The organism is Peribacillus sp. FSL H8-0477 (genome assembly GCF_038002765.1).
Classification (GTDB): Bacteria; Bacillota; Bacilli; order Bacillales; family DSM-1321; genus Peribacillus.
Map to the genome: position 1 here is coordinate 1,754,948 of NZ_JBBODE010000002.1, position 26,267 is coordinate 1,781,214.

Below are 26,267 nucleotides of genomic sequence, written 5' to 3' on the forward strand. Positions count from 1 at the left end.
TAAAGAGGATGAATAAATCATCCTCTTTAAATTTACCCATTATAAGTAACTCTTGAGTGGGAATTTTCGAAAATAATATAAAGGAAAAATACTAAAGGTAGTGATTTATATGTGCGCGCGTATTAAATCATCTTGCTGCGATCCGTTGGGACCAACAGGGCCAACCGGAGAAACGGGGGCCACGGGAGTAACTGGAACAACTGGAGCAACTGGGGTAACAGGAGTAACTGGAGCGACTGGGGTAACGGGAATAACTGGGGCAACCGGAGCGACGGGAATAACTGGGGTAACCGGAGCAACCGGATTAACAGGAGTAACTGGGGCAACGGGAATAACTGGAGCAACCGGAGCGACGGGAATAACTGGGGTAACCGGAGCAACCGGAATAACCGGAGCAACCGGAGTAACTGGGGTAACAGGAATAACTGGAGCAACAGGAATAACCGGAGTAACTGGGGTAACAGGAATAACTGGAGCAACAGGAATAACCGGAGTTACTGGGGTAACTGGAATTACTGGAGCAACCGGAATAACCGGGGCAACTGGAGTAACGGGAGTAACCGGGGCAACCGGAGTAACGGGAGTAACCGGAGCGACTGGTGTAACGGGAATAACAGGGGCAACCGGAGCAACAGGAGTGACCGGAGTAACAGGAGTTACTGGAGCAACCGGAGTTACTGGAGCAACCGGAGCGACGGGAATAACTGGGGTAACGGGAGCAACCGGAATAACGGGAGTAACTGGGGCAACCGGAGTAACCGGAGCAACCGGAGTAACAGGAGCAACCGGGGTAACCGGGGCAACCGGAGTAACGGGAGTTACTGGGGTAACAGGAATAACTGGAGCAACCGGAATAACCGGAGTTACTGGAGCAACCGGAGTAACGGGAGTAACCGGAGCGACTGGGGTAACGGGAATAACAGGGGCAACCGGAGTAACAGGAGCAACCGGAGTAACAGGAGTAACGGGAATAACCGGAGCAACCGGAGTAACAGGGGCAACCGGAATAACGGGAGTAACAGGGGTAACCGGAGTAATGGGAATAACCGGAATAACAGGAGCAACGGGAATAACCGGAGTAACAGGAGCAACCGGAGCAACCGGAGTAACAGGAGCAACAGGGGTAACCGGAGTAACGGGAATAACAGGAGCAACCGGAGTAACCGGAGCAACGGGAATAACCGGAGTAACCGGAGTAACAGGAGCAACAGGAATAACGGGAGCAACCGGAGTAACGGGTGTCACCGGAGTTACCGGAGTAACAGGAATAACTGGGGCAACCGGAGTAACAGGAGTTACTGGGGTAACAGGAGTAACGGGTGCAACCGGAGTAACCGGGGCAACCGGAGTAACAGGATCAACCGGAATAACCGGAGTAACCGGAGTAACAGGGGTAACGGGAATAACCGGAGTAACAGGAGCAACCGGAATAACCGGAGTAACAGGAGCAACCGGAATAACCGGAGTAACAGGGGCAACCGGAGTAACAGGAGAAACCGGAGCAACGGGAGCAACAGGAGTAACCGGTGCAACCGGAACAACAGGTCCAATTGTTACAGCGGATTCTATGTATGCATCTAATACGATAGGTTCAACCATTTTAGTTTTACTCGGAGGCACACCAATTCCTCTTCCTAGTAATCAAAGTTTAGGTACTTTTACAGTTAATGGTGGTAACAATATGTTTACTGTTCCTGCGACAGGTCGTTATTACTTGACCTATCAAATAAATCCAACAGCTTCGCTTCTTGGAGGGGCTAGATTGATATTAAATGGTTCTACTCCAATACCTAGTTCCATTATAAACCCGGGAGTCTCTGTACCAAGTTTTAATAATGATGTGTTTGCTAATTTAATAGCTGGTGATAGGATTACACTTCAACTTTTTGGACTAGTAGCAACGGTAATCTTGGCAGGTGGAGGATCCTTAGGTGCTGCTTTATCAATCATTCGCCTAAATTAACTGAGGTACTAACGATTAGGCCTCAGTTTAAAAGAATTAGTTCCCTATATGTGCCACCTGCATTTTGCAGGTGTTATTCTTATAAAGAGTAATGTCCGAAGGGTAGTAGGTAACGTTTAGTAAAAAATCTTGTTTAATTGTATGAATTTGGTAAAATTTAAATAAGAAAGGGGATTATAATTTTGATTAGAAAGTTAAGAGTTGGTGAGATGCCTCCAATACATTTATTATTATTAGCGGATCCATCCCCAAAAATAGTGAGGGACTATATCTCTAGGGGAGAGTGTTTTATTGCTGAAGATGGAAATCACATCATTGGTATATATGTACTTCTGCCTACAAGACCTGAAACGGTAGAGTTAGTAAATGTAGCTGTTGAGGAAGTTCATCAGGGCAAAGGGGTAGGAAAACGATTAGTACTAGATGCAATTAAAACTGCCAAGAATAATGGCTATAAAACAATTGAAATAGGGACGGGAAATTCTAGTATAGGTCAACTAGCTCTCTACCAAAAATGCGGTTTCAGAATAACGGGTGTTGATTTTGATTTTTTTACAAAACACTACGCAGAAGAAATCATAGAAAACGGTATTTTATGCAGAGATATGATTCGACTCTCACAAACGATATAAAGGAAACCAATACATATTTCGAATAACATAGGAGGGGAGTAAATTGACCTTCAGTGCAAAAACCCATAGAGGAAAATTGATTTTTTTGCTGTTTATTAACGTCTTGTCTATGGTTTTGTATTTTCCCTCTGGAATACTAGCGTATCTTCAACTTTCACTAGTCTTTCTTATGCTTCTATTAGTGTTTATTCATTTCACATTAAGAATAGAGGATGGTCTGATTACCTATCAGGTACTGTTTCTTTCACTAGTTATTTGGAAAAAAGAACTTAATCCTCATCAGATGATACATCTAACGTTTAAACGGGTTGGGTGGTCCACTCAATGTGCGGTTATAGAAAATAAACAAATGCTCAATCTTCGAATTATTCATTTTACTCCTGAAAACGTGTTTCAAGAATTGGCTTTGTTTGCGCAACGAAATGGTATACCAATAATTAAAAGCAAAGATTATTCACTTTTAGAGAAAGTAGGAAAAGGGAGTGGGTAAATGAAATTTCCGGATCAATTACTGCAATGGATTACCTCCTCTGTAGATTCTCGAGTAAATATAGAAGAGATCCATCGCTTACCTGGAAGTACTTCTTCGGATGTCTATAGTCTTTCACTAAGTAATCAAGGAAATATACAAGAATATGTACTGCGTCAATTTACGAATCGTAGTTGGCTTGAAGAGGAGCCTGACCTTGCAAAACACGAAGCAGAAAGTCTTCGAATGGCTTCGAAAACTAGGACGAATTCTCCTGCGATCATTGCCTATGATGAAACAGGGAGTGAGTGTGGAATCCCTTCTGTCTTAATGACAAAGGTTGAAGGGGAGGTTGATTTAATGCCTGGAATTAAGGTGGGTGGATGGATAGATGACTTGGCAAAAACCTTAGCGGCTATTCATACTGTGGAAGCAGCCGAGTTTGCTTGGAACTATTTCTCTTATAATGATATAAAGACCATAAGTATCCCAAAGTGGACGAGTCAACCGGAACGATGGAAAAAGCTGTTGGAAATTTTGAGAGGACAGCAGCCAGAAACTAAGATTTGTTTTATCCATCGGGATTATCATCCAACGAATGTTTTATGGGAAAATGGGAAAATCAGCGGTGTCGTAGATTGGGTTAATGCTTGCAGGGGGCCAGCGGGTATTGATGTTGGACACTGCCGCCTTAATCTTGCCAGGCTGTATGGTATTGCTTTTGCGGATGCGTTCTTAACTGCTTACCAGACTTATGGTGGTTCGGAGTTTACATATGATCCATATTGGGATTTGGTTTCCCTAGTAGATGGCGGCCCGCCAGAAGTATATCCAGGATGGCCGGTATTTGGTGTTAATGATTTAACTAATGACGTAATCGTTGAACGAACTGACCAGTACGTAATAAGCCTTATGAATCGACTTTAGGATAAGTAACGAGAACAGCTGATAAAAAACACAAGCTGTTCGTTTACAGCTTGTGTTTTTATCAAAATCAAATCAACGTTTTTTTCTTCGCGCTCTTTCAATTTCTACATCATAGACGTAGCCTAACCTTCGGTGATTAATTACGTGTTTCGGCGTAGTATCCCAGGGAAACATTCGGTCCGTATAGTTTTGTCCATAGGGACCGCCTTTTCTTGGTACGTAGCTTTTCTCGGGGTGTATAATCTGCCACATAGCCCATAATCGATCCACATTAGCATGATGTAAAAAGAATACAGGGTCATTTGGTGCGGTTGGAACATAGCCCATGTGCCCGCCAACCCAAACGTGGACTAGATTATGAAGCTGAGGGCCGTTTATAAACCCTTCTAGTTGATTTCGAAAACTGGGATTACTGGTCATATCCCAGGATGGAGCATCATAAGGAGTGACGCGTAACACCTTACGAACATCTTCACGAGTTGGCAACGTTATGGTGTGATCAGTACCACCAAAATTGCGTTTTAAGCCTCCTGCAAGACTTCCTTCTTCATCTAATACTTCCCATTTTCCTGCTGCAAAAGGACCGTCTTCAACAATGAAGTCGTTTGCAGGATTTCCGTTTCCTCCCATAAAATCGTTTCTCCATATCGGTGACTTAGTAGGATCTTTTAACGCTGCATCTGTAGCCCAATCCCAGTACGGAAGAACAATATTTGGATAAATTTTCTGAAGATCTGATTCAAAACGTAATAGAAATTCTCTATGCCATGGTAAAAAGGCTGGACCCATATGAGCAGCATTGCGGTGACTACTATCGCGAATAGGTGAATCCTCTTGATTCGATTGAGTTCTACTCGAGCTGCCGTGCCCCATCGAATGTGGGTTAGTAGTGGTGGGCGAAATTTGTCCTTCTGTCATTACGTTTTCATTTTTTCTTGGGGGAGTCTGGAATTTCCCACCTGCTGTATGCCATGCTACATAACGATCATAGACACCTATTTCTTTCAGTTTCAAAACGGCAGATACATACTCTTTTTTCTCCTTATCGGTAAGGTTAATAATATTTTTTCTAACTTTATATTTAGCTGACATGTAAGGTATCTCCTTTAAAGTCTGTCTAGTTCCTAAACGGCGTTAAGATATACTAAGCAACAAGACGTTAAATGAACTAGTACATCAGCGGAAATAAGGAAAAATAGGCATTAAGCATACCGGAGAAAATATATAGAAAATAACCACCTCATTAAGGAAATGAGGTGGTTGTTGATTTATGGATTATACGGATAAGATCCTGATATCTGTGAAAGATTGGTTAAATAATTCACTGCTGAGAAGAAGTGTACCTAAAACATCTCGTTCATCTTCCGCTTTAATTACCTCTACCAAAATAGTGGAGGAGCCATTCTTTACCGTTACTTTGTATTCGTTCATTGAATCACCGCCTAAAAGGATTATTGTTGTATTATAAACGATATTCAGTATTCGTTACATCCATTTAGGAAGAATTTCTGAGTAATTACCTCTTATAAAGAAAAAATCACTCATTTTTTCTCGCTGCCAGTATTCCGAGGCACGATTGGCCTAGTCTTCGGCAAACGCGATACCTACGTTTATTGATTCGTCTCTAAAGTGAACCGTGCCTAATTCCTTTATCTCGTAAAGTTTATCGAGGTTTAACCCTCAGAAACGAAATAGTAGATTTACAGATCAAAAAACAGTACACTAGTGTAAGGGTTTACAATAAAACATACATAGAGAAGAGGAAAGAACATGGTCTATCAAGCGGCGGAGAATCGTTATGAAACGATGAAATATAATCGGTGTGGACAATCAGGTCTAAAATTGCCAGCGATATCATTAGGATTATGGCATAATTTTGGTGGGGTCGATACGTTTGAAAATGGTCGAGATATGTTGAGAAAAGCATTCGATTTAGGAATCACTCATTTTGATTTAGCCAATAATTACGGACCGCCTGCTGGTTCAGCCGAAGAAATGTTCGGAAAAATCTTACAGACCGATTTTGCTCCTTATCGAGACGAGATGATTATATCATCCAAAGCTGGCTATTATATGTGGCCAGGCCCTTATGGAGAATGGGGATCTAAAAAATATTTAACAGCGAGTATTGATCAAAGCTTAAAGCGTATGGGCCTTGATTATGTTGATATTTTTTACTCTCACCGCCCAGATCCAAATACCCCGATGGAAGAGACCATGGGTGCGTTGGATTCAATTGTTCGCCAAGGTAAGGCATTGTATGTAGGAATTTCGAGTTATGATGCGGACCAAACAAAAGAAGCCGTAGAGATTTTGACTAACTTAGGCACACCGTTAGTCATTCATCAGCCAAACTACTCTATGTTAAACAGATGGATAGAGGATGGCCTGCAAGATGTCTTGCATGAAAGCGGAACAGGCTCGATAGCATTTTGTCCATTGGCACAGGGTTTATTAACGAACAAATATTTATCAGGAGTTCCTGCCGATTCAAGAGCATCAAAACCGTCTGGTGCATTAGCTGAAGAAGCGATCACAGATGATGTGATTATGAAAATTTCTGAATTAAATACTATAGCACGAGAACGAAATCAAAGCTTGGCACAAATGGCCCTTGCTTGGGTCCTGCGTGAAGGACGTGTAACCTCCGCTTTAATTGGAGCAAGTAAAGTTAGTCAGATTGAAGAAAATGTAGCCGCACTAAATCATTTGAGTTTTACCTCAGACGAACTTGAGGGAATTGAAAGAATCCTATCAAGGTAACAAAAATAACCCGTATGTATGGCCTTGTGTCTGTTGTTTAACAGACACAAAACCTGCTACGGGTTTTTTATGAGTTGCAGGATGTCACTGACGAATCAACTTATATTACTCAGTTTTGTCAGTATCCTTATTCGCTTTACTCGTATAAGGTTTAGCACTTTTTGCTTTGTTAGCTCCAGCTTTCCATCTATTCCAACCTTTACTCCCTGTTCCACGACCAGTTCCGCCAGTTGGTTTCTTTGCTTTAGCTTTTCCCATAAAATCACTCCATTTGTGTTGTTACTCTGTATATTGTTGGTTAGCTTTATCTCTTTATGGCGTGCTTACATGTTCTAAGCATGTTGAAATATACGGCAGCTTATTCAATATGTACAGAATTTTATTCTTAAGGTTTCATTATATCACTGTTTACGCACAGTCCCAATAAAACGATAAAAAGGAATGTTGATTAATAAACATTTTGCTTCGATTTTGTCAGCCAAAGGTTGATGCCGATTTTATGGCATATTGTTACGTAATGCATAAGGGTTATTAAAACAGCACCAGTATTCATGCCGATTATAATTCCTTCCATGTTGAATGCAGGCTGTGAACCTAGAATGTACATAATAATAAATGCAACAATATGTGACCATACAGTGTGTACAAATGCATCTTTTACTAAACCTAATCCGATTAAATAGGCTTGCATCGGAATGATAAAAAAATGGAAGAGAAAATAGGGACATAACAATTTTAAGTAAAGAGAAGCGGAGGTCGATGAAAAAAAGAGTGACGTTAAAGGTTCCGCAAAAAAATAAATAATAAAAACGGCTGGTACGCCATAAAGGATGGTAACCGATATGGATTTCTGTAAAAGGTCGCGAAGTTTCTCTTTATCTCTCTTATTATAGGCCTCAGAGACGTTAGGAATTAGCATGATCATTAAGGAATGTGCAATAAAAGCAGGGAAAAAACCAATCGTCATCGCCACACCCGTCAACATTCCGAAATGCTCAGTGGCTAAAACGGCTCCAAAACCGGCGGAGAGTAAGGCCGCATGAATCAGAAAAGGCTGGATGGCATTAGTAATGGCATGGAAAATTCTCAAACCCATTGTGGGTAACGATACCTCAAGTAGTTTTTTTCGTGCTTCTTTTCCTGACGAAAGGGTGTGTGAGCTTCTTTTCATGATTCGTAAATGAACCATAAATAGGCTGAATAAGTAGATAAATACTAAGAATTCACTTCCAATTAATACATAGAAAGCCATGAGTAAAGAGTCTTTTTGGTTATACTGAAATAATGTAAAAATCAGAAGCAACAAACCAAATTGAAATATTTTTTTAAAAAAGTTTGAAAGTGCAATCTTACTCATTTGCTGAACACCCATAAAATACCCTCTCGCGATAGATGAGAAAGCCACGATAGGAATTAAACCAACAAACAGCCATTTTATATGTGGGTGATACCGGTCCATTAATGGCAAAAAGGTTAGGATAATCGGCATTATTGCACAGATAACCAAGCCCACTACGGCAGCCATTTTTAATGCATGAATAAGTAAATTGAAATGCAGGGCAGGTTTGTTTTCTGCAACAAATTTAGAAACGGAAATATGTAATTCCAGGCTTGCGAGCACATAGATTAAGAAGAATATTGGCAAAAGTGACATGTATTGCCCCATTCCTTCTTCATGTAATTCTCGGGCAAGAATCATATTTATTAAAAATTCGACACATTCTCCGAAAAAAGCGGCAATAACCAAAATAATCGTTCCTTTGTAGAACCCCCGCATTGGCAACTCTCCTCCTCGGTGTTTATATAAGGTATGAGACAGGCCGTGGAATATTCATTGTTATCTCAAACCTTTTTATGTATATAAAAAGATTACTAAAAAAAATAATACCCCATTTCGCGTTCCTAAAAAGTAACTATATAACAATAAAGTGAAATATTTGTACGTTACATAAATATACTATATACTAGGAATAAGTAACATAACGCAATACCCTCAATTTACTTTACTCTTCGATATTCTAATCTCTCCAAATCTACTTTTACACGACTGCAACTCAAGTATTTGAAAGGAAAAGGTCTATTTTAAATGAATAGTAGAGAAGCTGAACCACCTTGAGTAAGTTTATCTAAACGTCTTACTGGTAGATCTATGATTTGACGAGCTTCTTAGAACGAACAAATTCCTCACATGCAAGATTTGATACAAAACCTAATCCAAAGAAGGTGACATAAAAGAGAGGCAGGGATATACATGGATACAATTATATTAGATGTCGGTACAGCACTCGTTCTTATTGCCATTGGTTCAATCATTGCAAATAAGTTTAGGTTTTCCATCATTCCATTTCTGATTATTCTAGGTATGTTGGTCGGACCACATGCACCTAAAATAGGGATTATTGATCTAACCTTTATTGAAAGTTATGATATCATTCAATTTTTAGGGAGGATCGGGGTACTATTTTTACTATTCTATTTAGGACTTGAATTTTCAGTTGGTAAGTTAATAAAATCAGGACGTAACATTGTAGTGGGCGGAAGTGTCTACGTTGCAATTAATTTTGTATTAGGTCTTGTCTATGGATGGATTGTAGGAATGCCTTTGATGGAAATGTTGATTATAGCAGGTTTACTGAGCGTATCCTCTAGTGCTATTGTGGCTAAGGTGCTTGTTGATTTAAAGAGAACGGCAAACCCGGAAACAGAGTTAATTCTAGGCATCATTTTATTTGACGACATCTTTCTAGCCATATTTTTAACAACCATGTCGGGTATATTACTCGGAGGTTCAACCTCCGCCTTTGGTATTATCACATCGGTTCTCATATCCATAGGGTATATGTTGTTGTTTTTTGTCATTGCGCGGAAAGGTGCGCCTATACTAAATAAACTGTTTAAGATCAAATCTAATCTAAACTTTATTATTGTAATCTTTGCCCTATTATTCTTTGTTGCTGGCTTTTCGGAAAAACTTCATGTTGCAGAAGCCATCGGCGCTTTATTATTGGGGTTAGTTTTTTCAGAAACGATTCATCGTGATCGAATCGAAAAGTTGGTTGTTCCATTTAGAGACTTTTTCGGAGCTATTTTCTTCTTCAGCTTCGGATTAAGTATTGATCCGTCAACTTTATCCGATGCAATCTGGTTGGCTTTAGGGGCTGCAATTATTACGATTTTTGCTAATATCTCAGCAGGTATAATTGCTGGAAGAAAAGCAGGGCTGTCACATAAAATGTCTAGCAATATCGGCTTAACCATTATGGCAAGAGGAGAATTTTCAATTATTGTAGCTAACTTAGGCATAACAGCAGGGTTAAGCCCAATATTAACACCATTTACGGCTCTTTATGTTCTTATTTTGGCTATATTAGGGCCGCTTTTGACAAAAGAAAGTAAAAACGTGTATAAGGTTCTTAATAAGGTGTTTAGATGGAGCGATAAAGAAGAGAAGAAAAAAATAGAAATTTCAAGTTGATAAAGCATCCTAAAATTCGTTGGGAACTAACCGAATTTTGGGATGCTTATCTTTTGTTTAAGTTTGGGTAAACTAGTTATTGTATATAAGACACATCTAACAAGAAAATCAGCATAATTTATCTTGTAGATGGGGATAAATAGGAGGCTTTGAAATGGATTTAACAAAAAAACTACTTTGTGATAATTGTAATGAGTATTTTATGAAAATAGATGAGTTTTGGAAATGTCCTAATTGTTTTAATAAATTATCTGAGGAGCGGCTAGAAAGGTTTATTAATATGAGTGCACAAATGGATAATGAATCCTTTGAGAACTCTGGCTATGAAAGTGGTTCACCAATCGACAATAAGTTTGCAGTGATTCATAATGAAAGCGGAAAATATAATAGTATTTGGTTTGTTGAAGAAGATGGAACAGGTGACGGTTTGAGTTGAAACCACCGCAGTATAAATCATAACGTTCTGCCATCGCTCGACCTGCCTCGTATTCCCTATCTTTCTCTTGCGAAAAATTCTGAAATGAATCCTTCATACCAAATCCACCTCTTTTGTCACAAATAACAGAATATTTCATAAAGTAATTTTAGTTATTTACCCAGGTAAAAAATGAAAAGGTCTTTTTTATTTGGAGAAAAGAAAAAGGTATGGAGGATTTTTACATGACTAAAACGTTGACACTACCGAATGCATATCAGCCTTTATTAGATGTAAAGCATACAGAAATTTGCATAAAGGTGATTAAAGAACTTTTTGAAGAAGAATTTTCAGAAGCGCTTAATTTAATGGAAGTTTCGGCTCCGTTGTTGTTATTGGAAGGGACGGGATTAAATGATAATTTAAATGGAGTTGAACGTTTTATTACATTTGATGCTTTAGATATTGAGCCTTCACACATTCAATTGGTTCAATCTTTAGCAAAGTGGAAAAGAATGGCGCTGCATACCTATAATTTTATGATAGGTGAGGGGCTTTACACGAATATGAAGGCGATCAGAAGAGATGAGGTATTAGATAATCTTCATTCCATCTACGTCGATCAGTGGGATTGGGAAAAAGTCATTACAAAAGAACAACGTAATTTAACTACACTCCGAACTGAAGTCCTAAAAATTTATGAAGCAATGAAAGCAGTCGAAAACTATTTATATAAATTCAATCCGTTACTTATACCGATATTACCAGAACACATTCATTTTGTAACAACGTTTGAACTCGAGGAAATGTATCCGGCTCTTTCCCCTAAGCAAAGGGAAGATGCCATTACAAAAAAACATGGAGCCGTGTTTGTCATGCAAATTGGGGGTGAATTGAAATCAGGAGAAAAGCATGATGGACGTTCACCGGATTACGATGACTGGAACTTAAATGGAGACATCGTTTTTTGGAATCCCCTCTTACAAAGCTCGTTTGAAGTATCATCAATGGGGATTAGAGTAGACGAAAAAACCATGTTGGAACAATTAAAGGTTGCAAACAATGAGGATCGTAAAGAGCTGCACTATCATAAGTCCTTACTGAATGGAGAACTGCCCTATACCATCGGAGGAGGAATCGGTCAGTCAAGATTATGCATGTTTCTCTTAAAGAAAGCTCATATTGGTGAAGTTCAAGCGTCGGTATGGAACGAGAAAGTGTTAAAAGAATGTAAAGATAATAACATACAACTATTATAGAGTTCTTTAACAGGCCTAGAAGTAAATCTACTTCTAGGTCTGTTTTTCCATATTTTACGATACAGAAAGATCCGAGCGGGACCATAAGTCCTAAAAAGTCTTTTGTTGGCTGTTTTTACGGATGACGTGTGCAGTTTCTTCTATTATATAGATGACGGGGATTTGTGTAGTGATATTGGTTTCATTTAATTGTACTTCTGTTACATAATAAGCAATATTTATATCTGACATGTTTGCTATTGTACAATTTTTGGAGTTTGTAATACTTACAATATGGCTGCCTCTATCTTTAAATAACTTAGCCAATTTTATCGTGTTTTCAGTTTCACCCGACACAGATAAAATTATTACGGTGGTGTCGTTCAGTTCAGTACTGTTTATTGGGTAGTAAGGATCTTTAATAAATGAAGAAAATTTCCCTAAACCAGAGAAGTATCGAGCCCCAAATTCAGCTAATATTCCAGAACTTCCTGTACCGATAAAGACGACTTTATTAGACTTTCCAATTAATTCAGCTGTTTCTTCTATGTAAGACTCAAAATTTCCTTTCATTGTTCGTTCCATAAACTCTGAGAGGTAATGTTTAGTTGATTTTAAGGTGGTATTTTCTAAACGATTTAGATGGAGTTTTAACATTACTTTAAATTCCGAAAACCCTTCACAATTTAATTTTCGACAAAAACGTAAAATAGAGGAGGTTGAAACATGCGTGTTATCTGCAAGTTCCCGAATCCGCATGTAGATTACCTTTTCACTATTCTTCGTAACGTAGTTATATAAGGAAAATTCTAAATCATTAAATGAAGCAATCTCTTCGTTAGAAAACATCTTAGGTTCCTCCTTACACAAGTTTAGTAATAATGGATATAAATAAATCTTATCATAACTACTAAATAAAAACAGGGTGTTCCAAAAATGTAACAAATTCCTTTACATGATAAAACGTCCTAAACCCTCACTTTTGCGTACACGTTTACTGAAAGCGCGTACAATTGGTATTAAGACGAGAGAAAGGTGTTGTATATTTCTTTCTATGGATGCAGCTTATCAAGTAACAGGGTAGATGCATTACCTAAAAAGAGCCTTTCAATCAGTAACTAAGCATGATAAAACTTGGAGGTGCAAACATGTCAAAAGGAATTAAAATTGTAACCATTGGTGGAGGATCGAGCTATACCCCCGAATTAATTGAAGGATTTATAAAAAGATATGATGAGCTTCCAATATCGGAACTTTGGTTAGTAGATATTGAGGCTGGTAAGGAGAAATTAGAGATTATTGGAAACCTTGCAAAGAGGATGATCCAAAAAGCAGGTGTTCCCATCGCTGTACATCTAACACTAGATAGAAGAGAAGCGCTAAAGGATGCGGATTTTGTTACCACGCAATTCCGTGTTGGTTTATTGGACGCACGTGCAAAAGATGAGAGAATACCCATTAAATATGGAGTAATCGGACAGGAAACGAATGGTCCAGGTGGATTATTTAAAGGATTACGGACAATCCCGGTTATCTTAGAAATATGTAAAGATATTGAAGAATTATGTCCTAATGCATGGCTTGTAAACTTTACGAATCCAGCTGGTATGGTAACGGAGGCTGTATTACGATATAGCAACATCAAGAAGGTCGTCGGTTTATGTAATGTCCCAATCGGAATGAAAATGGGGATTGCGAGTGCCATGGATGTTGAGCCAAGTCGAATACATGTTGATTTTGCTGGCCTTAATCATATGGTGTTCGGTTTAAATGTATACTTAGATGGAGTCAGTATTCTTGATTCTGTTATCGAAAGAATGACGGACCCTAGTAATGAAATGACGATGAAAAATATTTCTGGTTTAGCATGGGAACCAGATTTCATAAAAGCATTAGGTGTCATTCCTTGTGGTTACCATCGCTATTATTATAAGACTAGTGAGATGCTTACCGAGGAAATGGAAGCAGCCGAAACTGTCGGCACAAGAGCCGAAGTAGTACAAAAATTAGAACATGAACTTTTCGAGATTTATAAGAATCCAGAACTAGATATCAAACCGCCGCAACTAGAAAAACGTGGAGGCGCCTTTTACAGTGATGCAGCTTGTAGTCTGATAAACTCAATATATAATGATAAACGTGATATCCAACCAGTTAATACAAGAAATAACGGGGCCATTGCTAGTATTTCAAACGATTCTGCAGTTGAAGTGAATTGTGTGATTACTAAAGAAGGACCGGTACCTATTGCAGTAGGTGACATACCAGTTGCGGCTAGAGGACTGGTCCAGCAAATTAAGAGTTTCGAACGAGTCGCATCAGAAGCAGCGGTGACAGGTGATTATCAAACAGCCTTACTTGCCATGACTATCAACCCGCTTGTCCATTCTGATAAAGTTGCTAAACAGATATTAGATGAAATGTTAGCAGCTCATAAAGAATATCTTCCCCAATTCGCACAGACAGTGAAAGTATAACTAGTATATATTAACATGAGTAGAGTCTTCATTGACTCTACTTTTTTGTCGCACTTAGCGGTTTACCTATTCTAAAGGAGATGTCTAGCTTTACCTTGTCCTACGACTCAAAGAATAACTTAGGCTTCTCAAAAACATTAAAATAGTAAAACCCACAAATTGCATTTGTGGGCTGATGATTATAGTAGTTTGATAGGTAGGAATTCAGAGTCTATACGCTAACATTTGATTGTTCATTTATTTATTTTAATATCTTCCGTTAAGTATAAATACTCTTCAATCGCGTCCTTTAAAGGCTGCAGGGATGAATCCCAGAACGTAGCTTTTGTTGCATCTTCTCCTAAATATCTTTCAGCGAGCTGTTCTACTGTCATTCTGCCTGAGCTTCGCAATAATTCGTCTAATTGCTCGAGGCCATTGTCACTTTTTTTCAATTTTTCATATATGCCGTTACTAAACAGATAGCCTATGGTGTAAGGAATATTATAAAAAGCCTTTTCTGCGTTATAAAAGTGAGAAATGTACATCCATTTATGAACTGCCAAATCTTCAATTAAACCATCATATAGTTCATTTTCTACTTTAGAGATTAAAGTGTTGATTTCTTCAGTTGTCACTATATTCGTTTTTCGCTTTTCATAGAATTCTTGCTCGAACTTAAACATATTCGGAATCGTACCAACATATTTAAGACCATTGGAGATTTTCATCTCAAGTAAAGCCAATTTTTCTTCCTTTGAAGTGGATTGTTTAATCACCGCATCCACTACCAAGTTTTCCATAAAGGTTGATGCAGTTTCTGCCAAACTTGTCCCTTTTTGCTGCGCAAAAGCTGGTTCATTATGCAAGATATAATTATGGTAAGCATGTCCCAATTCATGAGCTATCGTTATAACATCTTGGTAATTCTGTCGATAGGTTAAAAAAATCCTGCTTTGTTTGGACAGTGGTAACGATGCACAGAAGCCACCCTCCGCTTTGCCTGGACGGTTTTCCGTTTCAATCCAGTTCGCTTCAAAAGCTTCTTCTGCAAATTTCCCTAATGAATCACTAAACGTTTGAAATTGCTCAATAATAAGGGATACTGCATCAGAATAGGGAACCTTTACTGCAACGGTAAAATACGGCGATTCTAAATCATACCAGCTGGGATTTTTTATTTCACTGAGTTCGATTTTTCGTTGTATGTAAGATTGTATAAGTTCCTTATGTTGTTTGATGGAAGTAATCATAGTGTGAAGTGTTTCGTCCATAATCCGATTTTGAAGACATAATTCTTTTAAAAGGTTATCCCAGCCGCGTTGTTCATAAATAGTAAGACGGAAACCAGCTATTCTGTTTAATACAGAAGCGAATAAATCGGCATTTTTTTCACAGATTTGTTTAATTGCCAGTGCAGCGTCGTGGTTTTTGGAATAAATGGCTTCATTTAATGCTTGTCCAATCGAAACATCTTTTGTCTCTCCATCCATCTTTAGTGGGATTCTCAATTGTGTCAGCATTTGTTCGTGTTGTTGTTCCCATCCTTTGATACCATTAATAGAAAGAGAGTTAATTAATCTTTCCATTTTCAAAGGCAGCTGATTTTTTCCTTTATTCCTACATTCTAGTAGAAAAAATGATATTGGTTCAATTTCTGTTAAACATAAAAGTTCAGCCCATAGGTCATCTGAGAGATTGCCCAATGTGAGATTTAACTCGAGTTGGAAGGATTGAAGCTTTGTTTTAATAACCGTACTATGATCTAATAATCCGATAACCTCGGTATTGTTGGTATTTTGAGCATATATACATATTAGTAAATCATCAAATTCTTCCGAACCATTCTGAACATATTGTGTACGTTGAATAATTTCCACTAACTTTGACAGGGTTATTATTCCAGATGAACGATTCAAGTGTTTAAGATCTTCAGACAAGGTTTCAACTTTCATATCCAGTTCGTTTCTAAATTCTATTAGTTTGTTTGACATGGTTTCATCAGGATAAAGCGATGCTAAATCCCAATTTTGATTCATTATTTGTTCCATTTAGGTCTCCTTATCTTTCATTCTTTTCTTATCTATTAATTCGTCTAGTATATGGGAAATTCCTTTATACTCGAAAGTCGCAATTATGAAATTATTTAAAATTTATGATACTCTTATCTATTATGGAAGGGAGTGGTTAGTTATGAATAAATCAATTCCAGAGGTTACATTAAATGATGGAATGACATTACCAGTCATAGGTTTTGGTACATATCCACTTAAGGGAATTAGTGGTGTGAACGCTATCCAAAGTGCAATTGAAACAGGTTATCGCTTAATTGATTCTGCTTATAATTATGAAAATGAAGGAACTGTAGGGGAAGCGGTTAAACGTAGTTCTGTTCCAAGACATGAATTAAAAATAACTACTAAGCTGCCAGGCCGTTTTCAAACCTATGATAAAGCGGTAGCTACTATCCAAGAATCTTTATTTAGGGCTGATTTAGATTACTATGATTTATATCTCATTCACTGGCCTAATCCAAAACAGGATCACTATGTAGAAGCTTGGCAGGCATTGATTGATGCGAAAAAATGGGGACTTATTCGTTCTATTGGTGTTTGTAATTTCTTACCTGAACATCTTGACCGTTTAGAAAAAGAAACAGGTGTAAAGCCAAGTATTAACCAAATTGAATTGCATCCATTCTTCAATCAGGCAGAGCAAAGAAACTACCATGAAGAACATAATATCGCTACAGAATCATGGAGCCCATTTACACGAGGATATAAAGATTTAGAGATTGATACGCTTCAAACGATTGCCGAACATCATCATAAAACCATCCCGCAAATTGTATTGCGCTGGCATTATCAGCTAGGAGCCATATCCATACCAAAATCAGCTTCACCCGTACATCAGCTTGAAAATATTTCAATTTTCGACTTTAATTTAGATGAAACAGAAATGAATATGATATCAAAATTAACACGTCCTGATGGCAGAATTGCTAATCAAGATCCAGCCGTTTATGAAGAATTTTAATAAATATATGAGAGAAAGGAAGGTATTTTGTACCTTCTTTTTTTAGAGGTGTTATATGGGTTATATAAAGGAATTAAGAAAAATAGTGGGAAGCCGTCCTCTTATCATGGCTGGGGCTGCTGTTCTTTTAATTAATGAGAAGAACGAATTATTATTGCAGCTTCGTAAGGATAATAACTGTTGGGGGTTAGCTGGCGGCGCACTTGAGCTGGGGGAAACATTAGAACAAACGGCCATGAGAGAATTATTTGAGGAAACCGGATTGATTGCAAATAAGCTAAAGTTATTCAATGTTTACTCAGGAGAAAACTTTCGCTATACATATCCTCATGGTGATGTGGTATATAATGTGATATCTGCCTACATATGCAGTCATTACGAGGGCGTAATGAAAAGGGATGTTAAGGAAGTTGAAGACTTAAAGTTTTTTAAGTTTGCAGAACTTCCTAACAACATTAATCCACCAGATTTCCCAATAATAAATGAATACAGTAAAGGCATTTCTATTTTAGCAACACTTTAAAATAAAATAGCATAGGAGATTACGGTGTATACATCGATCAATGCGATATCTGAGAATAGTGAATTAGCAGCTATCATCATCTACTAAAAATATAACAATTAGGTTCTTTTCTTCTTTAGGATTTTTTTTACATAGTTACTCTGGATGGTGTTTTCGAATTTTTGTTATTTAAAATGAGAATGTAAACGAGTCTATAGTCTTGTTCTCGGAAGAAACGTAAAGAAAAGCACCTCTTAGAATGTTTACATTCCAATAAGTGCTTTTCTTTATTGATATGGATTAAACATTTAATTTTTTCTTCCAATTTAAAGAGATAAGACTTGAAGAAATAACAATAATAAATAAGATGATTACGGTAATAAATACTGTGTAGTATGAACCTGTTGAATCGAAAATGTAACTGAATAAAGTGGTACCAACAGCTACACCTAATGTAGAAGCAGACATAATGGTTGTATAAATGGATGCATAATCTCGTCCACCGAATACTTCACGGATAACTACTGGAGGTAGTAGAGTTGAACCAGAGAAACCAATACCAAACAGTAAGGCACCAGCATAAAGAATACCAATACCGAATGAGTCAGAAATTAATAAGGCAACTACTCCGAGCATACCACCGCCTATACCTACGAATAAAGCCGATTTAATACCGAATTTATCGTTGATTGCGCCAAGCATGAATTTACCGCCAGTTTGACCAATCGTTACACATGTTACGCCTGTAGCTGCCATCGCTGCCGTGAAACCGACAGACTGTACGAAGTTTGGTACATGAAAGCTTACTGTTGAAGCAAGACCGAATAATCCTGTAAATACTAGAACTAAGTAAAATGCTGGAGATTTCAACGCAGCACTTTTTAAAACACCTGTTTCAAGCAGTTTTGATGAAGCAGGTGCATTTGCGGCCACTTCATCTTCCCCGTAAGCTGTCATGTTTAATTCTTCAGGTTTAGAACGGATAACGAAAATAGAGAATGGCAAAATTAAGATTGCAACCGCAATACCTAAGACCATATATGTGGATCGCCAGCCGATTGATTCAATTAACCCACCTGTGATTTGTGCGAAGATTGCGCCGCCAATCCCCATGAACGCCATCGCAATACCTAGAGAGGTACCAGCTTTTACTTTGAACCAGTTGTTCATGATTAATGGAATGGAACCGTAAATTAAAAATGTACTACCGATCCCTAGAGCAATTCCAGAAATGTAGAATGGGATAACCGAGTTGTACGTACCCATTAAACCGAATGCAAGTGCGTTAATAATACCTGCAATGGTTAAAATATACCGGATATCGAATTTATTTAATACTTTCCCAGCGAAGGGGAGTAAAATTGTAACTGTCAAATACATGAGTGATGTATATAAACTAATTTCAGAAACACCAACATTCAAATCTTCAGCTACTGCACGATATAGTAAACCTGCGCAGCTAACGATAATACCAACACTTGCGGCATATATGGCAGCACTTGCAACCATGATCCACCAAGCGTAGTGGATTTTACCTTGCTTTTTCATCTTTCCCACCTCGTAAGAATGGAGAAGATAGCTAGTCGCTTCTCCTCCATAAAATTTATGCTACAAAACACCCCTTAGGGTTTCACCATTATTGAATGGTAAATCCACCGTCTATCGTTACTGCGGTACCACTCATGAATTTAGCTTCTTCAGATGCGAGGAACACTGCTAAATCAGCTACTTCTTCTACTTGTCCAAAGCGGCGAGCTGGGACTGGCTCTTTTGAGATACCAGCCAGAACATCCTTAACTAGAGGGGTTTCGATAGTACCTGGACAAATTGCGTTTATTTTAATGCCATATTGAGCGTATTCCGAAGATAAATGTTTAGTGTAGCCAATTACACCGTGTTTTGTTGCAGTGTAAGCGGCGCCGCCTTTACCTGCAACAAGACCTGCAACAGAAGCGATGTTTACAATTGCACCTGTTCTGCGTTCAATCATGCTTGGTAATACAGTATTTGAAAATTCAAATACACTTGTTAAATTGATATTCACTAGGAAGTTCCATTGATCTAATGTAGTATCTAGTGACTTTTGATATTTGTCGAAGACACCAGCATTGTTTACCAATATATCAACTGGACCAAACGCTTCTTCTGTTTCTTTTACACAATTCAAAATATCTTCAGTTTTCATGACATTTACTGAAACAGCAATTGCTTGTCCGCCAAATGCATTAATTTCTGCAGCTACAGATTGTGCACCTTCTAAATTTAAGTCAGCTACAACAACTTTTGCGCCTTCTTTAGCGAAGCGGATTGCTTCACCTTGACCCATACCAGATGCTGCACCGGTAATAATGGCAACTTTGTTTTTTAATCTCATGTTTGACATCTCCCATATGTTGTTATTTTCGTTCACAATTTGTTCAAATTCTCAGTGCCTATTCACATAATATAAAGATTTGTATATAATTAAAAATACCTATTTGTAATGTGTTTATAACTTTTAGTTATAAAGGGAGGATGAAATGAATTTACTTAAGCTTCGCTATTTTTATACAATAGCGAAATTGGAAAACATGTCACTTGCCGCAAAAGAGCTTTTTATTTCACAACCAGCACTTAGTAAAGCATTAACCAATTTTGAAGCAGAACTTGAAATGGACTTGTTTTTTAGAAGAGGGAAACGCATTTCTTTGAATGAAAATGGGGAGTTTTTATATAAGCGCGCAGAGCGGATCTTTGCGGAAATACATGACTTAGAACGTGGTTTAGAAGAGAGGCGTGGTGAAGGAAGTGGAAAACTTTCCATCGTCACAACGCTGCCTTATACGTTTACTAATATTATTGATTTGTTCTTTAACGACTATCCCCAAATTAAATATACACAAGTGCCCTTATCGAAAGAAAACTTAATTCAGTTCATTGAATATGGCAAATATGATGTGTGTATTACTACAGAGAAAATTGATCATCCAAATGTCGAATGGGTACCTTTATTTGAGGAAGAAATATTTTTAACAGTACCTAAATCGTATCCAGAAGCGAATCTAGAAGTAATTGATATGAAGAATTTGAGAGAGTTACCATTTATCGGTTTAACCAATCAATATAGTTTTCGACAATTTACTGATGAATTTTGTTCATCTGTTGGTTATTCCCCTGTTTATCAAGTAGAAGTAGAAGAAGCAACAATTATATTACAACTTGTAAAGAATGGACGTGGTGCTGCTTTTACACCGGAGACATCTGTTAATTTATATGAGGATAAAATCAAACATATCAAAATTATTAATGGCCAATTCACACGAACAATTGGGTTACTAAAGCATCGCTATTTTTATCCTACACAGATTTCAAAGGCATTTATTGAACACTGTCATAATTATTTTGAGAAGATAAAGGGAAATATATAATATAGGGGGATATAGAGAAGGTCTTTGTTGTCGTATATTAACCGTTGGCTATTGTTAGTTACTAAAATGTTTTCTGAAGTAAAAACGTTTAACTACTAAGACCAAACTCAAATTATTTGTACTCATTTATATGATTCAAATTAAAGTTTTTTAGGATATTAAAAATGTCATAGAAAAAATGTAACTTTTTGAAACTTCTTTATCCTTGATTCGTAAATATAAATATGGGAAACTTAGTTTAACAAAAAACTATACTAGAATATCACAGGAGGAATTATTTTGTTAAAGAAATTGTTAACTGCTTTTATGTTGGTTACCTTTGTGTTTGCACCTATTGCGGAGCATACCTTTGTAGAGCCTACACATGAAGTGAGTGCAAAATCATATCGTTCAGGGAAAAAATCTTTTAATTCCAATAACAATCGTTCGAATTTCAACCAAAATAAATCAACGGTCAATAAACAAAAATCATCAACAAACAGCAATGCTAAAACGACAAAAACAAATTCGTTTAACAAGGGCTCATTTATGAAAAGCATGATGCTGGGCGGTATCGCCGGATTATTATTCGGGAGTATGCTGGCTAATATGGGCGCTATGGGATCCGTTCTTGGATTATTATTGAATGTACTTGTGATTGTGCTTATTATCGGGTTACTTAAAAAGATTTTCACGCGTAATAACCGCCCGAGAAACGAGGGAGACGGAACGTGGAGAAGATAAAGATATCAGAACAAGAAATCATTAACTCACTCTGTGTGTATATAGCAGATAAAAGACGAGTAAGCCCAGAACAAGTGGAAATGGAATTAATGTATGATGATGACTACGGGTTCTCAGCGGAAGCACACGTTAATGGAAGATCTCAAATATTAATTACTGCTAATATAATTGAAGCATTGCGTTTTTATATTGAACATGAGCTGAACAGGGATCCATTTGCTGCCAAGCTTGAACTTAAATTGGATGATGACGAAGGGATTATTGCATACGTTCAATAAAAGGATAAAAAGAGGCTATGCCTCTTTTTTTTGTACTTCACTCTTTACCATACCTTTCTTTGGGAATTAGGAGTCACGGTTTATATTAAAAAAAATATTATTTCTATCGTTTCCCTATATGGTATAAAATAGAATGTAAGTAAGGTTACTATACTCTCAAAAATAGGGAGTTCTCGTTTGCATTTGATGCTTAGTCTTTTTATTAATTTGACCTAGTCTATTAGATTAAATATATATTGTAAAGGAGATACATATAGTTGAATTCAAAATACCTAGACTTACTTGTCCAAAAATATGATTGTGAAGAAAAAGTAGCAACAGAAATTATTAATCTGGAATCAATCCTTAACCTACCAAAGGGTACTGAACATTTTGTTAGTGATTTACATGGGGAGTTTCAGGCGTTTCAACATGTGTTGAGAAATGGCTCTGGAAATGTAAAAGAAAAAATTAAAGACTTGTTTCAAGATGTCCTATTAGAAAAAGAAATCAATGAATTTGCGACGTTAGTTTATTATCCTGAAGAAAAAATAAAGTTAATTAAGAATCAATTTGATAAGAAACAAGAATTAAACCAATGGTATACCGTTACCATTGAGCGAATGATCAGGCTTATTTCTCATGCTTCTTCAAAATATACACGGTCAAAATTGCGTAAAGCGCTGCCGGGTCAATTTGTTTTTATTATTGAAGAACTGCTATACAAAACGAATCAAGTAAATAAGGAAAAATATTATAAAGAAATTGTTGAGCAAATTATCTCCTTAGGTCAAGCTGATAAACTCTTAACGGGGCTCGCGTATACCACTCAAAGATTAGTTGTCGATCATCTACATGTAGTTGGCGATATTTATGATCGTGGACCTGAACCTGATAAGATTATGGATACACTCATTAATTATCATTCGGTTGATATTCAGTGGGGAAACCATGATGTGCTTTGGCTGGGTGCTTATTCTGGTTCAATGGTCTGTCTAGCTAATATTATTCGTATCTGTGCAAGATATGACAATCTGGATATTATCGAAGATGTATATGGTATCAACCTGAGACCTTTGTTAACGCTTGCCGAGAAGTACTATGAAGACAATCCAGCTTTTCGAACTAAGGTAGACTCAGAACAGAAACGATCGAAACATGAAAAATTACAGATAACAAAAATTCATCAAGCAATCGCAATCATCCAGTTTAAACTCGAAATGCCTATTATAAAGAGGCGTCCATATTTTAATATGTCAGAAAGACTGTTGCTTGAAAAAATTGATTATGATAAGAAAGAAATAACGATTTATGGGAGCACTTACAAACTTGAAAATACTTGCTTTGCTACCGTGAATCCAGAGCAGCCTGAACAGCTGATTGAGGAAGAAAAGCAAGTTATGGAAAGATTATTGTTCTCTGTACAACATTCTGAAAAGCTGGCCAGACATATGAACTTCCTTATGAAAAAAGGGAGCCTCTATCTAAAATATAATGGAAACCTTTTAATACATGGTTGTATTCCTTTAGACGAAGAAGGTAATATGGAGAAAATGTCCATTGACAGCAACACGTATTCAGGCCGAGAATTACTTGATGTTTTCGAACGTTATTTACGACATTCTTTTGCCCATCCTGAAGAGACAGATGATTTAGCGACAGATATGGTCTGGTATTTATGGTCAGGAGAATATTCATCCCTTTTTGGTAAAAGAGAAATGACAACTTTTGAGAGATACTTTATTAAAGACAAAGTAACTCATAAAGAGAGAAAGAATCCATACTATCATTTACGTGAAAAGGAAGAAATTTGCCGCAAAATTTTAGCTGAATTTGATTTGGATCCTGATACAGGTCATATTATAAATGGCCATACACCAGTGAAAGAAATAGAGGGAGAAAATCCCATTAAGGCAAACGGAAAAATGATGGTGATTGATGGAGGTTTCTCAAAGGCCTATCAGTCAACCACAGGCATAGCAGGATATACATTATTGTATAATTCCTTCGGTATGCAGCTAGTAGCCCATAAGCACTTTAATTCAAAAGAAGATGTTTTATTGAACTGGACAGATGTTTTATCCATAAAAAGAGTTGTAGATAAAGAATTAAAAAGAAAAAAGGTTAGAGAAACCAATATTGGAGAGAAAATAATACAGGAAATTTCTATTTTAAATAGTTTAAGAGAATACCGCTATATGGATTGACGTAAGGAAATCTAAAAGGGTGTCGGGCCGAATGATTGAGAGTTAGGGCCGAATAAACTCCAGAAAGGGCCGAATGATTTGAAGTTTGGGCCGAATCATGCTGAGTTCAGGCCGAATGAACGAGGATTTAGCGGATCCGATGCCAATAGGGCTGCTTCAAATAAAGGGTTCATGAGAAAGCCTGGTTATCTAGATAGAAAAAGAGAAAGATACACTTTTTGAAGGCGTTTTTGCGCGAAAGGGCCATTAGGATGAATCATTCCTACTTACCGCCGAATAATTTCTGCTCAAGCAAATCTGTGCTGATCTTTTAAAAAAAGCCAAAGAAGGGGCTGTCCCAAAAGTCAGGAATATGACTTTTAGGGGTAACCCCTTCTTTGTTTTTGCCAAAACGTCGACCTTTTAGGGGACAGTGCTGATTCATGAGGAAATAACATCTAAACCAATGCAAATGTCCGTACTTGCTGCCAGTTAGATTCGTTGATCCTTTGTGGTGTTTTTATGAAGAACTTCATTGAAATAATGATTCTTCAAAAGTATTTTTAATATAAGAAAAGCAAAAAGGGAACCCATTAAAGAACTAAGGAAAAAAGCTGGTAAAAAACCAAAAAGTGCAGCTTTTTCTCCCAATATTACAAGCGCTATCGGATAACAAGTTATGGATCCAAGAATGCCAGTCCCAACTACTTCTCCGAAGCATGCGTACTGAATCTTTTTCATTTTCTTGTATAGGAGTGCTGCAAATAATGCACCAATCATGCTTCCAGGAAACGCAAAAATAGAACCAGTACCTGCCATATTTCTGATAAGGGATACCAAAAAGGCTTGTATAACAGCAAAAAAAGGTCCTAATATAACGGCAGTCATGACATTGGTTACATGCTGAATAGGAAAAATCTTTGCAAATCCAACGGGAATGAAAAAGAACGAACTAGTTAGGGTAGTGATGGCCGTGAACATGCAAGTCAGCGTCATTTTCCTCAATAAGTTCCCTTTTTCTATCATTCCATAGGCCAATCATGCTCATTGTAAACCATGTCCCAAAATAAATATTCATATCGTGAGGTCGCTATAAAGTGCTTCTCTAATCTGTTTAGGTCTCTTTCAGGCAGCCCTTCCGTCAATTCATCTAACAGTTTAGACAACCATTTGTGCACTTCAGCGAATTCGACGGATGAATAGGATTGAATCCAGCTGGCATAACGATTTGTCTCCAAGGCTGCACCATTTTGTTTCTTTAATAACAAACCAATCTCATAATAGTCCCAAGCACATGGAAGCAAACAGGCAATGATATCAGCTAATGTTCCATGATGTGCGGCATTTAGCATGTAACCGGTATAGGCAAGGGTAGTTGGTGTAGGCTCAGTATGTTCTAATTCCTTCGAGCTGACTCCAAACTCTTTGCAGTAGTTCCGATGTAAATCCATTTCTACTTGAAGAGTTTTATGAAATATACCAGCAAATTTGGTCATGGTTTCAAGATTATTAGCCTTGATGGCCCCTAAAGCAAAAAGTTTAGAGTACTCAATAAGATAGATATAGTCCTGTTTAAGGTAATAAGCAAATTTATTTTCTAAAAGCGTCCCATCACCTATTGCTTGAACAAAGGGATGTGTGTGGTTCTTCGTCCAAATTTCTTTCGAACGTTCGTGAAGTTTATCACTGAAAGATTTCAATGTGGTACTCGTCATGATAGTTCCTCCTTTTCATTTATTCACATACTTTGGAAGGAGAGTACTTCTCAATGAAAAAACAGCCGCTTTCAATTAGAAAGCGGCTGTTTTTGGAATGGAC

The 26,267-nt window shown here is 37.4% G+C and carries 25 protein-coding genes; 15 read left to right on the forward strand and 10 right to left on the reverse strand.

The features are described from left to right. The first annotated feature begins 109 nt into the window (after positions 1-109). The 4 genes from MHI18_RS20315 to MHI18_RS20330 all read left to right on the forward strand — a co-directional run bounded on the left by MHI18_RS20315 (position 110) and on the right by MHI18_RS20330 (position 3,991). Complete coding sequence (locus MHI18_RS20315) at positions 110-1,963, forward strand: BclA C-terminal domain-containing protein (RefSeq protein ID WP_445670030.1); 1,854 nt, start codon at positions 110-112, stop codon at positions 1,961-1,963. 179 nt (positions 1,964-2,142) lie between these two features. Then, on the forward strand, positions 2,143-2,595 hold the full coding sequence (locus tag MHI18_RS20320) for a GNAT family N-acetyltransferase (RefSeq protein ID WP_340850343.1): 453 nt from the start codon (positions 2,143-2,145) through the stop codon (positions 2,593-2,595). A 43-nt stretch (positions 2,596-2,638) separates the two neighbouring features. Continuing rightward, on the forward strand, positions 2,639-3,085 hold the full coding sequence (locus MHI18_RS20325) for a hypothetical protein (RefSeq protein ID WP_340850118.1): 447 nt from the start codon (positions 2,639-2,641) through the stop codon (positions 3,083-3,085). Then, complete coding sequence (locus MHI18_RS20330) at positions 3,086-3,991, forward strand: phosphotransferase family protein (RefSeq protein WP_340850120.1); 906 nt, start codon at positions 3,086-3,088, stop codon at positions 3,989-3,991. Between the two features lie 72 nt (positions 3,992-4,063). Here the strand turns inward: MHI18_RS20330 and MHI18_RS20335 are convergent, their stop codons facing one another. Together MHI18_RS20335 and MHI18_RS20340 are read right to left on the reverse strand one after the other, a co-directional pair. Continuing rightward, positions 4,064-5,083, reverse strand: coding sequence for a tyrosinase family protein (locus tag MHI18_RS20335; protein ID WP_340850121.1), 1,020 nt, complete (start codon positions 5,081-5,083; stop codon positions 4,064-4,066). Positions 5,084-5,266: 183 nt separating this feature from the next. Then, positions 5,267-5,422, reverse strand: a complete 156-nt coding sequence (locus tag MHI18_RS20340) for a hypothetical protein (RefSeq protein WP_161629103.1) — start codon at positions 5,420-5,422, stop codon at positions 5,267-5,269. A 339-nt stretch (positions 5,423-5,761) separates the two neighbouring features. Between MHI18_RS20340 and mgrA the strand changes: the two genes are divergently transcribed. Further along, the gene (mgrA, locus tag MHI18_RS20345; RefSeq protein WP_340850123.1) at positions 5,762-6,754 is read left to right on the forward strand and encodes an L-glyceraldehyde 3-phosphate reductase; all 993 of its coding nucleotides are present in this window, start codon (positions 5,762-5,764) and stop codon (positions 6,752-6,754) included. Positions 6,755-6,859: 105 nt separating this feature from the next. Here mgrA and MHI18_RS20350 read toward each other — a convergent pair whose 3' ends face one another. Beyond that, on the reverse strand, positions 6,860-7,012 hold the full coding sequence (locus tag MHI18_RS20350; RefSeq protein WP_340850125.1) for a DUF3934 family protein: 153 nt from the start codon (positions 7,010-7,012) through the stop codon (positions 6,860-6,862). A 190-nt stretch (positions 7,013-7,202) separates the two neighbouring features. Further along, positions 7,203-8,531 (reverse strand): polysaccharide biosynthesis protein, encoded by a 1,329-nt coding sequence (locus MHI18_RS20355; RefSeq protein WP_340850127.1) that lies wholly within the window; start codon positions 8,529-8,531, stop codon positions 7,203-7,205. A gap of 474 nt (positions 8,532-9,005) precedes the next feature. Here MHI18_RS20355 and MHI18_RS20360 point away from each other — a divergent pair, with 474 nt between their 5' ends. From MHI18_RS20360 to asnA, 3 genes are all read left to right on the forward strand, one after another. Continuing rightward, on the forward strand, positions 9,006-10,229 hold the full coding sequence (locus MHI18_RS20360; protein WP_340850128.1) for a cation:proton antiporter: 1,224 nt from the start codon (positions 9,006-9,008) through the stop codon (positions 10,227-10,229). Positions 10,230-10,383: 154 nt separating this feature from the next. Continuing rightward, positions 10,384-10,665 carry a hypothetical protein gene (locus MHI18_RS20365; RefSeq protein ID WP_340850129.1) on the forward strand — a complete coding sequence of 94 codons (282 nt, stop codon included), beginning with the start codon at positions 10,384-10,386 and terminating at the stop codon, positions 10,663-10,665. Between the two features lie 224 nt (positions 10,666-10,889). Further along, positions 10,890-11,903: an aspartate--ammonia ligase gene (gene asnA / locus MHI18_RS20370; protein WP_340850130.1), complete on the forward strand. Its 1,014-nt coding sequence runs from the start codon at positions 10,890-10,892 to the stop codon at positions 11,901-11,903. Positions 11,904-11,993: 90 nt separating this feature from the next. Here asnA and MHI18_RS20375 read toward each other — a convergent pair whose 3' ends face one another. Further along, a complete protein-coding gene (locus MHI18_RS20375; protein WP_340850131.1) occupies positions 11,994-12,731 on the reverse strand; it encodes a MurR/RpiR family transcriptional regulator in 738 nt (245 codons plus the stop codon). 299 nt (positions 12,732-13,030) lie between these two features. Between MHI18_RS20375 and MHI18_RS20380 the strand changes: the two genes are divergently transcribed. Continuing rightward, complete coding sequence (locus MHI18_RS20380) at positions 13,031-14,359, forward strand: 6-phospho-beta-glucosidase (protein WP_340850132.1); 1,329 nt, start codon at positions 13,031-13,033, stop codon at positions 14,357-14,359. 233 nt (positions 14,360-14,592) lie between these two features. On the opposite strand, the gene MHI18_RS20385 is transcribed toward MHI18_RS20380, so the two are convergent. After that, the gene (locus MHI18_RS20385) at positions 14,593-16,389 is read right to left on the reverse strand and encodes a M3 family oligoendopeptidase (protein WP_340850133.1); all 1,797 of its coding nucleotides are present in this window, start codon (positions 16,387-16,389) and stop codon (positions 14,593-14,595) included. Positions 16,390-16,531: 142 nt separating this feature from the next. Here MHI18_RS20385 and MHI18_RS20390 point away from each other — a divergent pair, with 142 nt between their 5' ends. After that, positions 16,532-17,374, forward strand: a complete 843-nt coding sequence (locus MHI18_RS20390; protein ID WP_340850134.1) for an aldo/keto reductase — start codon at positions 16,532-16,534, stop codon at positions 17,372-17,374. Between the two features lie 55 nt (positions 17,375-17,429). Next, the gene (locus MHI18_RS20395; protein WP_340850135.1) at positions 17,430-17,897 is read left to right on the forward strand and encodes an NUDIX hydrolase; all 468 of its coding nucleotides are present in this window, start codon (positions 17,430-17,432) and stop codon (positions 17,895-17,897) included. A 279-nt stretch (positions 17,898-18,176) separates the two neighbouring features. Here the strand turns inward: MHI18_RS20395 and MHI18_RS20400 are convergent, their stop codons facing one another. After that, the gene (locus tag MHI18_RS20400; protein ID WP_340850136.1) at positions 18,177-19,424 is read right to left on the reverse strand and encodes an MFS transporter; all 1,248 of its coding nucleotides are present in this window, start codon (positions 19,422-19,424) and stop codon (positions 18,177-18,179) included. An 88-nt stretch (positions 19,425-19,512) separates the two neighbouring features. Further along, positions 19,513-20,250: an SDR family NAD(P)-dependent oxidoreductase gene (locus MHI18_RS20405; protein WP_340850137.1), complete on the reverse strand. Its 738-nt coding sequence runs from the start codon at positions 20,248-20,250 to the stop codon at positions 19,513-19,515. A 145-nt stretch (positions 20,251-20,395) separates the two neighbouring features. Here MHI18_RS20405 and MHI18_RS20410 point away from each other — a divergent pair, with 145 nt between their 5' ends. From MHI18_RS20410 to MHI18_RS20425, 4 genes are all read left to right on the forward strand, one after another. After that, on the forward strand, positions 20,396-21,283 hold the full coding sequence (locus tag MHI18_RS20410; RefSeq protein ID WP_340850138.1) for a LysR family transcriptional regulator: 888 nt from the start codon (positions 20,396-20,398) through the stop codon (positions 21,281-21,283). A 279-nt stretch (positions 21,284-21,562) separates the two neighbouring features. Further along, entirely contained in the window at positions 21,563-22,006 is a 444-nt protein-coding gene (locus tag MHI18_RS20415) for a hypothetical protein (RefSeq protein WP_340850139.1), read from the forward strand. Further along, positions 21,994-22,284: a YxcD family protein gene (locus MHI18_RS20420; RefSeq protein ID WP_340850140.1), complete on the forward strand. Its 291-nt coding sequence runs from the start codon at positions 21,994-21,996 to the stop codon at positions 22,282-22,284. Before MHI18_RS20415 ends, MHI18_RS20420 begins: the two co-directional genes overlap by 13 nt. A 257-nt stretch (positions 22,285-22,541) precedes the next feature. Next, complete coding sequence (locus MHI18_RS20425; protein ID WP_340850141.1) at positions 22,542-24,470, forward strand: fructose-1,6-bisphosphatase; 1,929 nt, start codon at positions 22,542-22,544, stop codon at positions 24,468-24,470. 471 nt (positions 24,471-24,941) lie between these two features. On the opposite strand, the gene thiW is transcribed toward MHI18_RS20425, so the two are convergent. Both thiW and tenA read right to left on the reverse strand, forming a co-directional pair. Continuing rightward, on the reverse strand, positions 24,942-25,475 hold the full coding sequence (gene thiW, locus MHI18_RS20430) for an energy coupling factor transporter S component ThiW (protein ID WP_340850344.1): 534 nt from the start codon (positions 25,473-25,475) through the stop codon (positions 24,942-24,944). Continuing rightward, positions 25,472-26,164, reverse strand: coding sequence for a thiaminase II (gene tenA / locus MHI18_RS20435; protein WP_340850142.1), 693 nt, complete (start codon positions 26,162-26,164; stop codon positions 25,472-25,474). Before tenA ends, thiW begins: the two co-directional genes overlap by 4 nt. Between the last annotated feature and the right edge of the window lie 103 nt (positions 26,165-26,267).

Bases quoted from the DNA above. Each gene is read 5' to 3' on its own strand.
- MHI18_RS20315 (WP_445670030.1), top strand. From the start codon at position 110: ATGTGCGCGCGTATTAAATCATCTTGCTGCGATCCGTTGGGACCAACA.
- MHI18_RS20330 (WP_340850120.1), top strand. From the start codon at position 3,086: ATGAAATTTCCGGATCAATTACTGCAATGGATTACCTCCTCTGTAGAT.
- MHI18_RS20335 (WP_340850121.1), bottom strand. From the start codon at position 5,083: ATGTCAGCTAAATATAAAGTTAGAAAAAATATTATTAACCTTACCGAT.
- MHI18_RS20340 (WP_161629103.1), bottom strand. From the start codon at position 5,422: ATGAACGAATACAAAGTAACGGTAAAGAATGGCTCCTCCACTATTTTG.
- mgrA (WP_340850123.1), top strand. From the start codon at position 5,762: ATGGTCTATCAAGCGGCGGAGAATCGTTATGAAACGATGAAATATAAT.
- MHI18_RS20350 (WP_340850125.1), bottom strand. From the start codon at position 7,012: ATGGGAAAAGCTAAAGCAAAGAAACCAACTGGCGGAACTGGTCGTGGA.
- MHI18_RS20355 (WP_340850127.1), bottom strand. From the start codon at position 8,531: ATGCGGGGGTTCTACAAAGGAACGATTATTTTGGTTATTGCCGCTTTT.
- MHI18_RS20360 (WP_340850128.1), top strand. From the start codon at position 9,006: ATGGATACAATTATATTAGATGTCGGTACAGCACTCGTTCTTATTGCC.
- MHI18_RS20365 (WP_340850129.1), top strand. From the start codon at position 10,384: ATGGATTTAACAAAAAAACTACTTTGTGATAATTGTAATGAGTATTTT.
- asnA (WP_340850130.1), top strand. From the start codon at position 10,890: ATGACTAAAACGTTGACACTACCGAATGCATATCAGCCTTTATTAGAT.
- MHI18_RS20375 (WP_340850131.1), bottom strand. From the start codon at position 12,731: ATGTTTTCTAACGAAGAGATTGCTTCATTTAATGATTTAGAATTTTCC.
- MHI18_RS20380 (WP_340850132.1), top strand. From the start codon at position 13,031: ATGTCAAAAGGAATTAAAATTGTAACCATTGGTGGAGGATCGAGCTAT.
- MHI18_RS20385 (WP_340850133.1), bottom strand. From the start codon at position 16,389: ATGGAACAAATAATGAATCAAAATTGGGATTTAGCATCGCTTTATCCT.
- MHI18_RS20390 (WP_340850134.1), top strand. From the start codon at position 16,532: ATGAATAAATCAATTCCAGAGGTTACATTAAATGATGGAATGACATTA.
- MHI18_RS20395 (WP_340850135.1), top strand. From the start codon at position 17,430: ATGGGTTATATAAAGGAATTAAGAAAAATAGTGGGAAGCCGTCCTCTT.
- MHI18_RS20400 (WP_340850136.1), bottom strand. From the start codon at position 19,424: ATGAAAAAGCAAGGTAAAATCCACTACGCTTGGTGGATCATGGTTGCA.
- MHI18_RS20405 (WP_340850137.1), bottom strand. From the start codon at position 20,250: ATGAGATTAAAAAACAAAGTTGCCATTATTACCGGTGCAGCATCTGGT.
- MHI18_RS20410 (WP_340850138.1), top strand. From the start codon at position 20,396: ATGAATTTACTTAAGCTTCGCTATTTTTATACAATAGCGAAATTGGAA.
- thiW (WP_340850344.1), bottom strand. From the start codon at position 25,475: ATGATAGAAAAAGGGAACTTATTGAGGAAAATGACGCTGACTTGCATG.
- tenA (WP_340850142.1), bottom strand. From the start codon at position 26,164: ATGACGAGTACCACATTGAAATCTTTCAGTGATAAACTTCACGAACGT.